Source organism: Arthrobacter sp. TMN-50 (assembly GCF_054511125.1).
The window spans coordinates 356,666-371,551 of the sequence record NZ_JBTNDG010000001.1 but is presented as its reverse complement, the minus strand read 5'-3'; the positions used below and the strand labels follow the sequence as shown (position 1 = coordinate 371,551).

Sequence of the window (14,886 nt, the reverse complement as noted above, 5' to 3'; positions counted from 1 at the left end):
TGACTACAGTTGTGTCCAACTGCACGCTCCCGGAATAGGGTGCACCCTGCAATCGTTTTAGGATTAGAGTCTGGCAGTCCGACCATCCCTCGGCCAGCTGCTACCGAAAGACCATCTGAGAAAGAGGCGACGCAGTGAGCCACCCGTCCCAGCGTGACGAAACCCACGACCCCTTCGGATTCGTTGGGCTGACATACGACGACGTCCTGCTCCTGCCCGGCCTCACCGACGTGATTCCGTCGGAAGCCGACACCAGCTCGCGCGTCTCCAAGCGCATCACCGTCAAGACTCCTTTGTTGTCCTCGGCCATGGACACCGTCACCGAAGCGAGGATGGCCGTTGCCATGGCCCGTCAGGGTGGTCTCGGCGTCATTCACCGGAACCTCTCCATCCAGGATCAGGCCGAGCAGGTGGACCGGGTCAAGCGCAGCGAATCCGGCATGATTGCCCACCCCGTCACCATTGGCCCCGACGCCACCCTGGCCGAACTCGACGAGCTGTGTGGACACTACCGGGTCTCCGGTCTGCCGGTGGTCGACGACGACGGCCGGCTGCTGGGGATCGTCACGAACCGCGACACCCGGTTCGTCTCCGAACACGAATGGCCCCACCGCCTGGTCCGCGCCGTCATGACACCCATGCCGCTCGTGACCGGGCAGGTCGGGATCAGCGGGGAAGATGCGATCGGTCTGCTGGCCAAAAACAAGATCGAGAAACTCCCGCTAGTAGACACCGACGGCGTTCTCCGCGGACTGATAACGGTTAAGGACTTTACAAAAGCCGAACAGTACCCGCTCTCCACCAAGGACGATGAGGGCCGGCTCCGGGTCGGCGCGGCGATCGGTTTCTTCGGCGACGGCTGGGAGCGCGCCATGGCTTTGGTCGACGCTGGTGTTGACGCGCTCTTCGTCGACACCGCCAACGGTCACAGCACCGGCGTCCTTGAGATGGTAGCCCGGCTCAAAGCCGAACGGTCCCTCGCCCACGTCGACATCATCGGTGGCCAGGCAGCCACCCGGGACGGCGCGCAGGCGCTAATCGATGCTGGCGCGGATGGCATCAAGGTGGGTGTCGGTCCAGGCTCGATCTGCACCACCCGGGTCGTTGCTGGTGTCGGAGTGCCCCAGGTCACCGCTATCTACGAGTCGGCCAAGGCAGCAATCCCTGCCGGTGTGCCAGTGATCGCCGACGGCGGCCTCCAGTACTCGGGCGACATCGGCAAAGCGCTCGTCGCCGGAGCCGATACCGTGATGCTGGGTTCCCTGCTGGCTGGCTCCGCAGAAGCCCCCGGCGAATTGATTTTCGTCAACGGCAAACAGTACAAAACGTACCGCGGCATGGGATCCTTGGGTGCGATGCAGACCCGCGGCAAAAACACCTCCTACTCCAAGGACCGTTATTTCCAGGCGGACGTCACGGGCGATGACAAGCTGATCCCCGAGGGCGTCGAGGGGCGGGTTGCCTACCGCGGTCCGCTGGCGTCGGTGGCCTACCAGTTGGTGGGTGGGTTACGCCAGACCATGTTCTATACCGGTGCACGTACCATCGGGGAGTTGAAGGCGAAGGGCAAGTTTGTGCGCATCACTTCGGCTGGGCTGAAGGAATCTCACCCACACGACATCCAGATGACCGTCGAGGCCCCCAACTACGGCACCAAGTAACGCCTGGGCCCAGGCGTCATGACCGGCGGAATCCATGACCGATAGTGAGCTTCGACCTCCGCGCGCTCCGCGGCCGAGGCTGTCGATCGGCCCCTACGCACGGGCCGTGGGGCAGGTCCTGAAGGTAAGCTTCAACGCCTCACCCGGCGCCGTCGTGATGAAGGTCCTGGGCTCATTGATAGCAGCGGTCCTGCCGTTGGTGACCACCTACTTTGCTGCGCTGACCACCACTGCCCTCGCAGAGGCCTACGTGGGGAGCCCCGACGCAGGCCAACGGGCAGTGGTCTATGTCCTGATCACCGCGGGCCTGGGCCTGTTCTGGGGTGCGTTCACCAGCGTGGACCGGTACATCCAACAGGTGATGAGCTTCAGGGTTGGCGCCGTGGTGGGAGACCTGATGTATGAGCGATTCCTCTCCCTCGAGTTTTGGCGGTATGACGATAAGGACACCGTTGACCTCTACGACCGGGCCAAACGTTTCTCGGATTCCTATGCAAGGGTTCTGGACCGCATTGCGGCAATCTTCACCCAGCTAGCCTCGGTGGTATTGGCCATCGGGGCGCTGTTGCTGGTCAGCTGGTGGGTGGCTCTGGTCGTGTTGATTGCGGTCATTCCCAGCGTTTATCTGCAGTTCAAGCTCTCCCGCGAGCAGATGGCCCACTGGAATACCCAGGTGGATTCACGGCGGCAGCGCAGGCTAATCGAAACGAACCTGATCCGCCCGCAACACATTGCCGAGATGAGGCTGTACGGCATAGTGGAGTATCTGATGGACCTGCGCTCCCGGCTGCGCGACGCCGACGAACTGCGCCGCCTCGAATTCCAGAAACGCTACATCCCTAAACAGCTGCTCGCCGACGCCCTGCAATACGGTGCCGAAGTGGTGGCCCTGATCTGGGTGGTCGGGCAGATTATCGCCCGCACCCAGCCCGTGGGACAGTTCCTCTACATTCAGCAGATAGTCAGCCGGGCCCTCACCACCGCGAATGCGCTCGTGAGCTCGCTCAGCTCCATCGATGAGGACCTCGCTAACCTCAAGGACTACGAGGATTTCATGAAGTATCCGGTGGCGACCGGAGGCGGCGTGGCCATCCCGGAGCCGCCCACCGAGGTTCGGTTGGAGGACATCACGTACACGTACACCGGAGGGAACACCCAGGTTCTCAAAGGCGTTTCCCTGACCATCACGGCTGGCCAGCACATAGCTATCGTCGGGGAAAACGGGGCAGGAAAATCGACGCTCATCAGGATCCTGGCTGGGCTCTACCAGCCGGAGTCCGGCCGGGTGCTCGTGGATGGAAAGGACCTCACAACCATCGATATCAGGGCTTGGCACCAGCATCTCGCGGTCATGTCGCAGGATTTCCTGAAGTATGAGTTTGCGACGGCGGCCAACAACATTTACTTCGGGGACGTGTCCCAGCCCAGGGATGACGTCCGCGTCGAGCGCGCGGCACACGATGCGGAAGCCAACGACTTCATCCAAAGCCTACCGAACGGGTTCGAGAGCTTCGTCAGCAACTGGCTGGAAGACCCCAAGGGGCGCAAGGGGAGCGGGGTATCCGGCGGACAATGGCAACGCCTCGCCATGGCACGCAACTTCTACCGCGGCGCCCCGTTCATTGTGATGGACGAGCCGACGTCGGCAATTGACGCCCTGGCCGAACACCGGATCTTCAGCAGGCTTTTTGCCGATAAAGACCACACCATCATCGCTATCAGCCACAGGCTTGCGACTATCGAAAAGGCCGACGTCATCTACATGCTGGAGGAGGGCCAGGTGGCGGAGTCCGGTACGCACGCTGAGTTGGTAACTCTCCGGGGTCGGTATTTCAGGATGTTTGAAAGCCAATTGGGTCTGGATCCCCACCCCACCACCAGGACGTGAGCTGAGGACTCAGGCGGGAGCCTTATCCTTCGGCTCATGGGTCGAAGACCCGAGGGCGCCCCGCCCATCCGCTGGCGGCACTTTGTCCTCGGCCGCCCGGTAGTCGAGCTCGGCCTTCAGCTCTTCGTAGCGGGACTCAGTTTCGGGATCGACTTCATGGTCCTCAACATATTCGAGATCCAGTTGGCGGTTGATCTTGCTGTTGAGAACCTCTACCTGGCTGTCCTCCAGGGGTGCCAGATCTGCCGGAAACGACTGCTCCGGTGAAAGCCTGCTCTTATCGCCCATCGCCCGTACCTTTCGACAATTGTGTTCGAAACTCTCTTGCACAGGGCAGTCTACGTTGAAAGATGAGCGGTTAGCTGACGGTCTGAGGCCCGCGAGCGCGTCCGGCGCCCAACTCTTCAATCAGGTTACGCAGTTCCGCGCGCAGGGTTTCCGACAGGAGCCCGCCGCCAACAATCAGCGTTTGCTCGATGGTCTGCGCGCTGGCCAGCGCGTTCTTGCCTGCATCGGATAGCGAGACCATCTGGATCCGCTGGTCCAGCTCGCCCCGCACGCGGTAAACATACCCATTGGCCTGCAGCTTCTCGATGGTCTTGCCCATGGTCTGGTTCTGCACGCGAATCAGCTGGGCAAGCCGTGTCTGGTTGATCGGGCCCTGATCTTCCAGCACGCGGAGCGCGGTGTAACCAGCGTGGGTGAGACCAAGATCTACCAGGCCCGCGTTCCAGGCGTGATCGACCAGACGTGCGGCCGTGGTTAGCAGCCTTCCAGTGGGCCACTGCTCCAGCTCCTGCATGTGGATACTTCCTTCAGTGGTGGAGGTCGATGGACGAGGACCGTACCGGTTCCCGCGTCCCGGACGCCTTCAACCCTAGTCCCCTTTGCGCTGAAAAAGAAAGCACGCTTAGCACCTTGAGGGTCGGGAAGGCTCTGTGTCACCGCCGAGGACCCCCGGTCTGCTCCCCTGGGATAACCTTGGGGGGTGACTAACGAGATAGAAATTGGCCGAGGCAAGCGCGGACGCAGGGCGTATTCGCTCGATGACGTTGCGGTGGTCCCGTCCCGCCGCACCCGCGACCCGTATGACGTGTCGGTGCAGTGGCAGATTGATGCGTACCAGTTTGAGATGCCAGTCATTGCAGCGCCGATGGACTCCGCCATGTCGCCGGCGACCGCCATCGCCATGGGTCGCCTCGGCGGTCTCGGGGTGCTCAACCTTGAGGGTTTGTGGACCCGGTATGAGGACCCGCAACCCGTCCTTGACGAGATCGCTGGCCTCAGCACCGAGAACTTCAGCCCAACTGCCACCCGCAGGATGCAGGAAATCTACAGCGCCCCCATTCAGGAGGGCCTGATCACCAGCAGGCTCGCCGAAATCCGGGAGGCAGGCGTCACCGTGGCGGGGTCGCTGACACCGCAGCGCACCCAGGAGTTCTACAAGACCGTGCTGGCCGCGGGAGTCGACATTTTCGTGATCCGCGGCACCACAGTCTCTGCCGAGCACGTTTCAAAAAACGATCAGCCCTTGAATCTGAAACAGTTCATCTACGAACTTGACGTCCCAGTCATCGTTGGCGGGGCCGCAGGATACACCCCAGCGCTGCACCTGATGCGCACCGGCGCTGCCGGGGTGCTGGTCGGGTTTGGCGGGGGAGCGACGACGACGACGCGCCGCGCCCTCGGCATCCACTCTCCCCTTGCCTCGGCCATCTCCGACGTGGCAGCAGCCCGGCGTGACTACATGGACGAGTCTGGTGGCCGCTACGTGCATGTAATTGCCGACGGCGGAATGGGCGCCAGTGGCGACATTGTCAAAGCCATCGCAATGGGCGCCGACGCCGTCATGCTTGGTTCCGCGCTCGCCCGGGCCGAGGAAGCTCCCGGCAAGGGCTGGCACTGGGGCCAGGAAGCCCACCACGATGAGCTTCCCCGCGGTGACCGGGTGAATATCGGCACGGTCGGTCCGCTCAAAGAGGTGTTGTGGGGCCCCTCCCACCACACCAACGGGACCTCCAACGTGATCGGCGCCTTGCGCCGGGCCATGGCCACTACCGGGTACTCGGATCTGAAGGAGTTTCAGCGGGTGGAAGTGGTCCTTTCCCCCTACATTTCCAACGGCTGATTGCTAAGGTTGGGGGACGTAGTATCGGACCCGACGAAGGATCGCCGCCATGTCATCAGGTGTACTGAGCCCCAAGAACCGTGAAGACGCGATTGCAGCGTTGAAAGCCACCTCGGAGTCCGGCAAAGAACTGGACATCCTGATTGTCGGCGGCGGCGTCGTCGGCGCCGGTTCAGCGCTCGACGCCGTAACCCGTGGACTCGACGTGGGAATGGTCGAGGCCCGGGACTGGGCCTCGGGCACGTCCTCGCGGTCCTCGAAACTGATCCACGGCGGCCTCCGGTATCTTGAGATGCTCGACTTTGCCCTGGTGCAAGAGGCCCTGAAAGAACGCGGCCTCCTGATCCAGCGGATTGCCCCTCACCTGGTCCGCCCCGTGCCGTTCCTCTACCCGCTGACCCGGCGCTTCTTTGAACGCCCTTACGTCGGCGCAGGCATCCTGCTCTACGACACGATGGGCATGACCTCCGGTAACTCCCGGGGAGTCCCAATGCACAAGCACCTCTCCCGCCGCGGCACCCTGCGGGCAGCGCCCAGCCTGAAGAACGACGCAATGGTGGGCTCGATCCGCTATTACGATGCGCAGGTGGACGACGCCCGGTATGTGGTCAATATGGTGCGCACCGCCGGGCACTACGGCGCCAAGGTGGCCAACCGGGTGACTGTTGTCGACTTCCTCCGGGAGGGGGAGCGGGTGGTCGGTGCCCGGGTGAAAGACCAGGAATCCGGCGAGCAGTTCGACATTCGCGCCAAACAGGTCATCAATGCAACGGGAGTCTGGACCGACGAGACGCAGGCGATGGTGACTGACCGGGGTCAGATGAAGGTCCGCGCCTCGAAAGGGATCCACCTGGTGGTTCCACGGGACCGCTTCCAGTCCACAGTCGGCTTGATCCTGCGCACCGAAAAATCGGTCCTGTTTGTCATCCCCTGGGGGCGGCACTGGATCATTGGGACCACTGACACCGACTGGGACCTGGATAAGGCTCACCCCGCAGCGTCCTCCAAAGACATCGACTACATTCTCGAGCACGTCAACAAGGTGCTGCGGCGCCCGCTCACCCGGGAAGACGTCGAAGGAGTCTACGCGGGTCTCCGGCCGCTGCTGGCTGGCGAGAGCGACTCCACCGCCAAGCTCTCCCGCGAACATGTGGTGGCGCACCCTGTTCCTGGTCTCGTGGTGGTAGCTGGAGGCAAGTGGACCACCTACCGGGTGATGGCCAAGGACGCGGTCGATGAGGCGACAAGGGCACTCGACGAACGGGTGCCCGCCAGTTGCACCGAGACCGTCCCCCTGCTGGGAGCCGAGGGATACAAGGCCGCCTGGAACAGGCGGGCCCGGCTGGCCGAACGTTCAGGAGTCCACGTGGCCAGGGTGGAGCATCTCCTGCAGCGCTACGGAAGCCACGCCGAGGACGTCCTTGCGTTGATCCGTGAGGACCGGGAGCTCGGCGAGCCGCTGCCCGGGGCGGACGACTATCTGGGCGCCGAGGTGGTGTACGCGGTCACCCATGAAAACGCGCGCCATATTGATGACGTGCTCACCCGCCGGACCAGGATTTCCATTGAGTCCTGGGACCGCGGCGTGTCGGCCGCCCCGGCCGTCGCCGCCCTGATGGCGCCCTTCCTTGAGTGGAGCGACGCCCAGATTGACCGCGAGGTCAAGCACTACCTCGCGCGGGTAGCTGCCGAGCGGTTGAGCCAGGAACAGCCCGACGACATCCTGGCCGACAGCGCGCGGATGGGAGTCGAAGATATTGTGCCGCTAAGCTAGGACAGCGGTTCGGACACCGCGCCGCCTGTCCAACGCAACCCGCGAGAGGTCTACTGTGACCGAGCGTTCTCTTGAATATCACGACGCCAAACTGACCATCCCTGAACTGGTGATTCTGGAAATGGTTGCCGCCTCGAAGGAAGAGGCGGCAACCCAGCTGGCTACCCGGCTATTTGAGAATGGGCGTATTTCGCAGCTCGAAGGATTTCTGACACAGGTCAATTCCCGGGAGCACCAGATGGCCACCGGTCTGCCCGGTGGGGTGGGATTGCCCCACGCTCGTAGCGAGTACGTGACCCAGACCAGCATCGCGGTTGGGGTCACCAAATACGGTCACAGCCTCGATTTCGGTGCTGTCGACGGCCCGGCCACCCTCATCCTGCTAATCGCCACCCCAGCGCAGTCCTTTTCCGAACACCTTGAGGTGCTGGCCACCCTTGCTCGCTCACTCTTCAAGGAAAATTTCAGGGAGTCGCTGCGGCGTGCCCATGACACGGAAGTGATTGCCGAGCTGATCAACTCGACCCTCGTCTTTTTCGACCACTGAGGGCTCGGTTCTGTCCTTCGCAGTTGTCGCGGATTCGGTGAGGGAACTAGACATCGGTGGGCGACCTTTCCCTCCCGCTCGTCTGGGCTGACCCCGCCGGTCCACGTTGCTCACCCAGAGACCGGCATCAGACCCGCTCAGCAACGAATGTTGTTCTCGATCCCTGCTCCGACCAAACCTCCGACCAAACCTCCGACCAATCGCCCGACCAATCGCCCGACCAATCGCCCGACCAATCGCCCGACCAATCGCCGCAGACTACTCCGAGCGCCAGGACTTCCAGAGCGCCGCATAGGAGCCGTCCAGGGCAAGCAGCTCGTCGTGTGAGCCCAGCTCGGTGATCCTGCCATTTTCGACCACCGCGACCCGGTCGGCGTCGTGAGCGGTATGCAGCCGGTGCGCGATAGCGACGACGGTCCTGCCCTCCAAGACCGCGTTGAGTGAGCGCTCGAGATCGCGGGCAGCCTGCGGGTCGATGAGCGATGTCGCCTCATCCAACACGAGGGTGTGCGGGTCGGCGAGGACCAGCCGCGCGAGCGCCAGCTCCTGTGCCTGGGCCGGTGTCAGCTCGTGAGCACCCGACCCGACCTCGGTCTCCAGGCCAAGCGGCAGGGCGCGGGCCCAGCCGAGGGCGCCGACGTCGTCCAGGGCCTGCTCTAGCTCGGGCGCTGTCGCGTCGTCTTTGCCGAGCCGGATGTTGTCGGCCAGCGTGCCGACAAACACGTGGTGCTCCTGGGTGACGAGTGCCACCTCGCGGCGCAGCGCGTTAAGCGGGCGGTCCACGAGTGGCACATCTCCCACGGTGACCGCGCCGGCGGTCGGCGGGTGAATCCCGGCGATGAGCCGTCCCAGCGTCGATTTGCCCGCACCCGACGGACCGACCATCGCCAGCCTCTCACCGCGGCGGAGCTCCAGATCAACACCGTGCAGCACGTCGTGCCCGGGCCGGTAGGCGTACCGTGCCTTGGAGACCAGGATGTCCTCGTTCAATGGTTCATGATCGGTGGCGTGCCGATCAGGCTGCACCGCCTTGATCCCGACGATGCGCGCCAGCGACGCGGCGCCCACCTGAATTTCGTCGGTCCACATGATCAGGAGATCCACCGGGTCGATGAGGCGGACAGCGAACAGCGCGACGGTCGCGACGACGCCCGGGGTGACGACGTCGAGCGATGCGAGCCAGCCGCCCCAGAGCAGCACCCCGGCGACGGGCAGCCAGAAGGCGAAGTCGGCTGCCGGAAGAAGGACCGTGCGAAGCCAGAGGGTGTACCGCTCGGCGCGGTAGCTGCCGCTCAATGCTCCGTCGATGCGGTCGCGGCGCAGCGCGCCGAGTCCCAGGGCGTCGACGGTCCGGGCACCCTCGATGGTCTCGGTGATCGAGCCGTTCACCTCGGCGTAGGTTTCCCGCTCCTTCTGATAGCCGGCCGAGCTGCGCTTGAGGTACCACCGGGTTACCGGGTACAGCACGGGGAGGCCGACAAGGAGGGCGAGGGCCAACACCGGCGAGGTGATGACGGCCGCTCCAGTGGTGAGCAGGATGGTCACGATGGACACCACCACCTGGGGGACACCGAAGCGCACGGTGTGGGAGACGGCATCGACGTCGTTGGTGGTGCGGGAGACCAGGTCGCCCGTCCCCGCTTTCTCCACCGTTGACAGGGGCAGCGAGGTGACCTGTTCCATGAAATCCTCGCGCAGCTCAGCAAAGACCGTTTCGCCGAAGATCATGCCGGCCCGGACCGCCAGACGCCGCAGGACCGCCTGAACAACCAGGAACGCGAGCATGAGCAGGGCAATAGTGGCGATGTAGTCGGAGGTGGTTCCGTCGACGACGGCGTCCACGACCCGCCCGAGCAGCACCGGACCCACCAGTCCGGCGATTGCGGAACCCACATAGAGGGCGACGACGCGGGAGAGCCCGCCGCGGTGGTGCCTGATCAGTCGCGCGGCTTCGGCGCGGACCTGGGCTGGCTCGGCGACGGGAAGTTTCCCCGACGTATCAGTGCCGACAGTTGTTTCACTCACTTCGGATAACCACGTTTCGGTAGGCGGGGTGGCTGGACAGCAGGTCCTGGTGCGTTCCTTCGGCGGCGACCTGCCCGCCCTCGAGGTAGACCACGTGGTCCATCACGCCCAGCATGAGGGGGCTGGCGGTGACCACCACCGTGGTCTGATCGGCCCCACCGCGGACGCCCTTCAGCCGGGCAGCAATCCGTGATTCAGTGTGAGCGTCGACGGCGCTGGTCGGTTCGATCAGGACCAGGGTCTCGGCCTCGGTTAAGAGTGCCCGGGTGAGGACGAGACGCTGACGCTGGCCACCGGAGAAGCCCCTGCCGCGCTCAGTCACCTCGTGATCGAGGCCCTCGTCGACACCATCCAGGATGTCCAGCCCGCTGGAGGCATCGAGGGCGGCGAGGATCCGTGAGTCGTCATGCTTCGACTGTGGGTCCAACTGGGAGCGCAGCGAGCCGCTGAACAGCTGCGGATTCGCCTCACTGACCACAATCCGGCGGCGGATGTCCTGCAGGGCGATGTGTTGCAGCGGCTCGGCCCCCCAGCGGACCTCGGCGAGCTCGAGCACTTCGTCCTCGAAGCGGCCCAACCTGGTGGCCAGGTCGGCCGACGCCGCAGTATCCACCGAGACCACGGCTGTCATCCGGCCGGGGTGGATCACGACGCCGGTGCGGGCGTCATGCAGGGGTGAACCGGGGGGTGGGGCTGGGAGGGTAGTCACCCGGTCATTCACATCCGGTTCGACGACGAGGACGGCGATGATCTTCCGGGCGCCGACATGGGCCCTGATGAACCGGGCCACGCTGTCGGCTGCTGCTCGAATGGGTGTCATCAGAAAGATCGAGTAACCGTAGAGCGCCACCAGTTGGCCCGGCTCGATCTCGCCCGACAGCGCGAGGTTGGCGCCGACCCAGGTGAACAAGACACTGAAGGCACCGGCAATGAACACCTGTGACGCTTCAAGATCGGCCAGGGAGTAGGCGACCCGGATCCCGGAATCCCTGGTTTTGGCTGACCGTTCCCGGTACCGGTTGACGAAGATGTGCTCGCCGCCGATCCCGCGCAGCACCCGCAGCCCCGCTACGGTGTCGGCGCCGACGGCGGTCATCTTGCCCGACGCCTCACGTTGTTCGCGTTGGCGGGCCTGCAGGGGGCGGACCACAAAAAGGAGGAGGCCGCAGCAGGCGGGGACGCCAACGAGGACGATGATCCCGAGCAGCAGGGAGGTTTGTTCGATGAGCACGCACACCACCAACCAGGCCATCACCGAGCCTGCGAGCCGTGCCGATACCGCATAGATTTCGCCGAGCCGGGTGGCATCTGATGCGGCAGTGGAAACCACTTCGCCGGTGGACAGCTTCTTCGGCAGCGCGTCGCCGGTGCGGGTGATCTTGTACCCGATCAGCCGGATGGAGAGAAAAGCGGCCTGGAGCCACCCGCTGATGGCCGTGCGGTGCTCAAGGGTTCCGGCGACTGCCTGCAGGATGGTCAAGCCGATCAAAACCCCGACCCAGAGGAGCAGACGGCTGAAGTTCCCCGCCACCACCCCTTCATCGATGGCCCGGCCGAGGACATAGGGCATCACCGCCTGGGCGACCATCCAGACGGTGCCGAACAGCACCCCGGCGAGCAGGGTGGCTTTCTGCTTCGATGCCAGCCACAGCAGATAGCGGGAGGGGGATCTGAGGTCGGGTGATCCGGGGTCTGGATAGGGATAGGAGCGCACGATCAACCATCCTAGCCGCTTTTGCACTAAGTGATAGGCATTTCCCAATCACTTGGTCGCGGTGGGAAGCGTTCCTGGTTTCACTGGGGCATTCGGTTTTCTACAGGGTGACGAAGTACCGTTAAGAGGTGCTCAAAACCGCGCTGAAACCCCGTTGGATCCTTTCGTTGATCCTCGCCATGGTGATTGCGGCGGTCTTTGTGCTTTTGAGCCAATGGCAATTCTCCAGTTCCACGGGCGACGCGCCTCCGCCCGCGAGTACCACCGAGCAGGTTCGGCAGTTGACTGACGTGTTCAGCCCTGGCATTCCAATGACCGCGCCGATCGCCGACCAAATGGTCACCATGGACGGCGAATTCGTCGCGGATACGACGGTGCTCGTCCAGAACCGGCTGCAGGGGGAGCGGCGGGGGTTTTGGCTGGTATCGGCGTTCGCCGTCGACGACGCCGCCACTAATCCGGTGGTGGGCTCCGACTCCCAGGCGGTGATCCCAGTCATCCCGGTGGTTCACGGCTGGGTTCAGGACGCCGCGGCAGCTGGCGGGGTGCCTGACCTGGCGGGGCCCGGTGTTGTGGTGGGTCGTTTACTGCCCGCTGAGGGCCCGGTCGCTGAGCGAGCGGTGGCGGGGCAGATCCCCATGCTGGCGACGGCGGAACTGACCAACCGGTGGGACCGACCAATTTTCGCCGGGTTTGTGGTGTCATCAGCCACGACCGTCAACGGTGTCGAACAGGTCCCGCAGGCGCCACTGGAGGCCGTCACAGTGGGCCCGCAGCCGCAGGACACTCCGCTGAACTGGCTGAACATTTTCTACGCGGTCGAATGGTTTGTCTTCGCCGGGTTTGCCTTTTTTCTCTGGTGGCGCCTGGTAGCCGACGATTACCGTCGCACCCAGGAAGCGGCGGAGGATGACACCGCACTTGAGCACCAACCAACGACGAATGAGGTACGACAGTGAGCACCCCCGACGTTAACCGCCCGGCAGGCGGCGGTCCCGGTACCGCCAAAAAACCCAAGCGGCGGTTCGGTGGCACCCACGCCCAGATCCTCTCGGCGGTGAAGTTCTACAAGGTCCTCGCCTACGCTACCGGCGTCATGCTGCTGTTGGTGGTGGTGGAGATGATTGCCGCCTACGGGATGCAGTCGCACATCATGATCGGTGGCCCCGAGGGGCTGTTCTCACTTACCGACAAGGAATTCTCGGACACCGCGGCCGGATTCAACTTCTCCACCACCGTCCTGATCGTGCACGGGTGGATGTACGTGGTGTACCTGATCGCCGACTTCCGATTGTGGCAAATGATGCGCTGGCCTTTCAAACAGTTCCTGCTGATGGCTCTCGGCGGGGTGGTGCCGCTGCTGTCCTTCATCGTCGAACGCCGGATCCACCGTCAGGTTGACAGCGAACTCGCCGCCCACCCCGAAGCTGCCTCACGGTACTAGGAGCTGCTGGGCTCGTCGTAATGTGCGGTCGGGGGCCGACGGCGACTATTGTTGACGGGTGACTATTCCCGCACCCGGACCCGGAATTTCAGGCATTGCCGACTCCACCGCTGACTCCGTCGAGAAGAATTCAGAGACCGGCCACCGGCCGGTACTGGTGGTGGACTACGGCGCCCAGTACGCCCAGCTGATCGCCCGCCGGGTCCGAGACGCAGACGTGTACTCGGAAGTGGTGCCACACACCCTGGACACCGCAGCACTCCTGGCGAAGAACCCGTTGGCGATCATCCTCTCTGGCGGCCCCTCAAGTGTCTACGCTGAGGGAGCGCCCCGGATCGATCCTGAGTTGTTCGCAGCTGGCGTGCCTGTGCTGGGCATCTGCTACGGCTTCCAGGCGATGGCCTCAGCCCTCGGCGGCACGGTCGCCAAGACCGGACTCCGGGAATACGGCTCGACCGACGTCGCCGCGACCGGTGCCAGCGGTTCACTGCTCGACGGCATCCCCGAGCATCAGAACGCGTGGATGAGCCACGGCGACAGCGTGCAGTCAGCCCCCGAGGGATTCGCGGTCCTGGCCAGTACCGCGGGAGCTCCGGTGGCCGCGTTCGCCGACGAGGAGCGGCGCCTCTTCGGAGTGCAATGGCACCCCGAGGTGAAGCATTCAGCACACGGGCAGCAAGTGCTGGAGAACTTCCTTTTCAAGGGTGCGCGCCTCCAAGCGAATTGGACAACCGGCAACATTGTCGACGAGCAGGTGGAACGTATCCGGGCGCAGGTGGGTAACGCCCGCGTGATCTGCGGGCTTTCAGGGGGCGTGGATTCCGCCGTTGCCGCCGCACTGGTACAGCGCGCGGTGGGAGACCAGCTGACCTGTGTTTTCGTTGACCATGGGCTCCTGCGCGAAGGTGAAGCCGAGCAGGTGGAACGTGACTTCGTCGCAGCCACCGGAGTAAACCTGCACGTAGCCAACGAACAGAAGCGTTTCCTCGACGCGCTCGCCGGGGTCAGCGACCCGGAAACCAAGCGCAAGATCATCGGTCGCGAGTTCATTCGCGCGTTCGAAGAAGCCGAGCGGGCGATCATTGCGCAGGCACAGGCGCACGGCGAGAAGATCAAATTCCTGGTGCAGGGAACGCTCTACCCGGATGTGGTCGAATCCGGCGGCGGCGAGGGAGCCGCAAACATCAAAAGCCACCACAACGTCGGGGGGCTCCCCGAGGACCTGCAATTTGAACTGGTGGAACCCCTCCGTGCGCTCTTCAAGGATGAGGTCCGCGCCGTCGGAGCACAGCTGGGGCTTCCCGCCGAAATCGTCGGCCGCCAGCCGTTCCCCGGTCCAGGTCTCGGGATCAGGATTGTCGGCGACGTCACCCAGGAGCGGCTGGACCTACTGCGGCGGGCCGACGCCATCGCGCGGGCCGAGCTGACCGCCGCGGGACTGGATAACGACGTCTGGCAGATGCCGGTTGTCCTCCTGGCTGATGTCCGCAGCGTCGGGGTGCAGGGCGACGGCCGTACCTACGGTCACCCGATTGTGTTGCGCCCCGTTTCAAGCGAGGACGCGATGACCGCTGACTGGTCACGTCTGCCGTACGACTTGCTGGCCCGGATTTCAAACCGGATCACCAACGAGGTTGACGGAGTGAACCGGGTGGTCCTGGACATCACCAGCAAGCCGCCCGGCACCATCGAGTGGGAGTAGCCG

At 64.1% G+C, this 14,886-nt stretch carries 12 protein-coding genes; 8 read left to right on the top strand and 4 right to left on the bottom strand.

Annotation, left to right across the window (positions count from 1 at the left end):
- The first annotated feature begins 134 nt into the window (after positions 1-134).
- Entirely contained in the window at positions 135-1,661 is a 1,527-nt protein-coding gene (guaB, locus tag ACX80A_RS01750) for an IMP dehydrogenase (protein WP_459257976.1), read from the top strand.
- Positions 1,662-1,695: 34 nt separating this feature from the next.
- Positions 1,696-3,549, top strand: a complete 1,854-nt coding sequence (locus tag ACX80A_RS01745) for an ABC transporter ATP-binding protein (RefSeq protein ID WP_459257975.1) — start codon at positions 1,696-1,698, stop codon at positions 3,547-3,549.
- Positions 3,550-3,558: 9 nt separating this feature from the next.
- Here ACX80A_RS01745 and ACX80A_RS01740 read toward each other — a convergent pair whose 3' ends face one another.
- Positions 3,559-3,837, bottom strand: coding sequence for a hypothetical protein (locus ACX80A_RS01740; RefSeq protein WP_459257974.1), 279 nt, complete (start codon positions 3,835-3,837; stop codon positions 3,559-3,561).
- Positions 3,838-3,907: 70 nt separating this feature from the next.
- On the bottom strand, positions 3,908-4,351 hold the full coding sequence (locus tag ACX80A_RS01735; RefSeq protein ID WP_459257973.1) for a MarR family winged helix-turn-helix transcriptional regulator: 444 nt from the start codon (positions 4,349-4,351) through the stop codon (positions 3,908-3,910).
- 186 nt (positions 4,352-4,537) lie between these two features.
- Between ACX80A_RS01735 and ACX80A_RS01730 the strand changes: the two genes are divergently transcribed.
- The 3 genes from ACX80A_RS01730 to ACX80A_RS01720 are packed head-to-tail and all read left to right on the top strand — an operon-like array spanning position 4,538 to position 7,998.
- The gene (locus tag ACX80A_RS01730) at positions 4,538-5,677 is read left to right on the top strand and encodes a GuaB3 family IMP dehydrogenase-related protein (RefSeq protein ID WP_459257972.1); all 1,140 of its coding nucleotides are present in this window, start codon (positions 4,538-4,540) and stop codon (positions 5,675-5,677) included.
- Between the two features lie 49 nt (positions 5,678-5,726).
- Positions 5,727-7,451 (top strand): glycerol-3-phosphate dehydrogenase/oxidase, encoded by a 1,725-nt coding sequence (locus tag ACX80A_RS01725; RefSeq protein WP_459257971.1) that lies wholly within the window; start codon positions 5,727-5,729, stop codon positions 7,449-7,451.
- Between the two features lie 55 nt (positions 7,452-7,506).
- Positions 7,507-7,998, top strand: coding sequence for a PTS sugar transporter subunit IIA (locus ACX80A_RS01720; protein WP_459257970.1), 492 nt, complete (start codon positions 7,507-7,509; stop codon positions 7,996-7,998).
- 258 nt (positions 7,999-8,256) lie between these two features.
- Here ACX80A_RS01720 and ACX80A_RS01715 read toward each other — a convergent pair whose 3' ends face one another.
- Positions 8,257-10,023 carry an ABC transporter ATP-binding protein gene (locus ACX80A_RS01715; RefSeq protein ID WP_459257969.1) on the bottom strand — a complete coding sequence of 589 codons (1,767 nt, stop codon included), beginning with the start codon at positions 10,021-10,023 and terminating at the stop codon, positions 8,257-8,259.
- Positions 10,016-11,737 (bottom strand): ABC transporter ATP-binding protein, encoded by a 1,722-nt coding sequence (locus ACX80A_RS01710; protein ID WP_459257968.1) that lies wholly within the window; start codon positions 11,735-11,737, stop codon positions 10,016-10,018. Before ACX80A_RS01710 ends, ACX80A_RS01715 begins: the two co-directional genes overlap by 8 nt.
- A 128-nt stretch (positions 11,738-11,865) precedes the next feature.
- On the opposite strand from ACX80A_RS01710, the gene ACX80A_RS01705 reads away from it, so the two are divergent.
- The 3 genes from ACX80A_RS01705 to guaA all read left to right on the top strand — a co-directional run bounded on the left by ACX80A_RS01705 (position 11,866) and on the right by guaA (position 14,883).
- Complete coding sequence (locus ACX80A_RS01705; RefSeq protein WP_459257967.1) at positions 11,866-12,696, top strand: SURF1 family protein; 831 nt, start codon at positions 11,866-11,868, stop codon at positions 12,694-12,696.
- The gene (locus ACX80A_RS01700) at positions 12,693-13,181 is read left to right on the top strand and encodes a DUF3817 domain-containing protein (RefSeq protein ID WP_459257966.1); all 489 of its coding nucleotides are present in this window, start codon (positions 12,693-12,695) and stop codon (positions 13,179-13,181) included. The genes ACX80A_RS01705 and ACX80A_RS01700 overlap by 4 nt, the downstream gene beginning before the upstream one ends.
- Before the next feature lie 94 nt (positions 13,182-13,275).
- Positions 13,276-14,883, top strand: coding sequence for a glutamine-hydrolyzing GMP synthase (guaA, locus tag ACX80A_RS01695; protein WP_459258343.1), 1,608 nt, complete (start codon positions 13,276-13,278; stop codon positions 14,881-14,883).
- Positions 14,884-14,886: the final 3 nt, after the last annotated feature.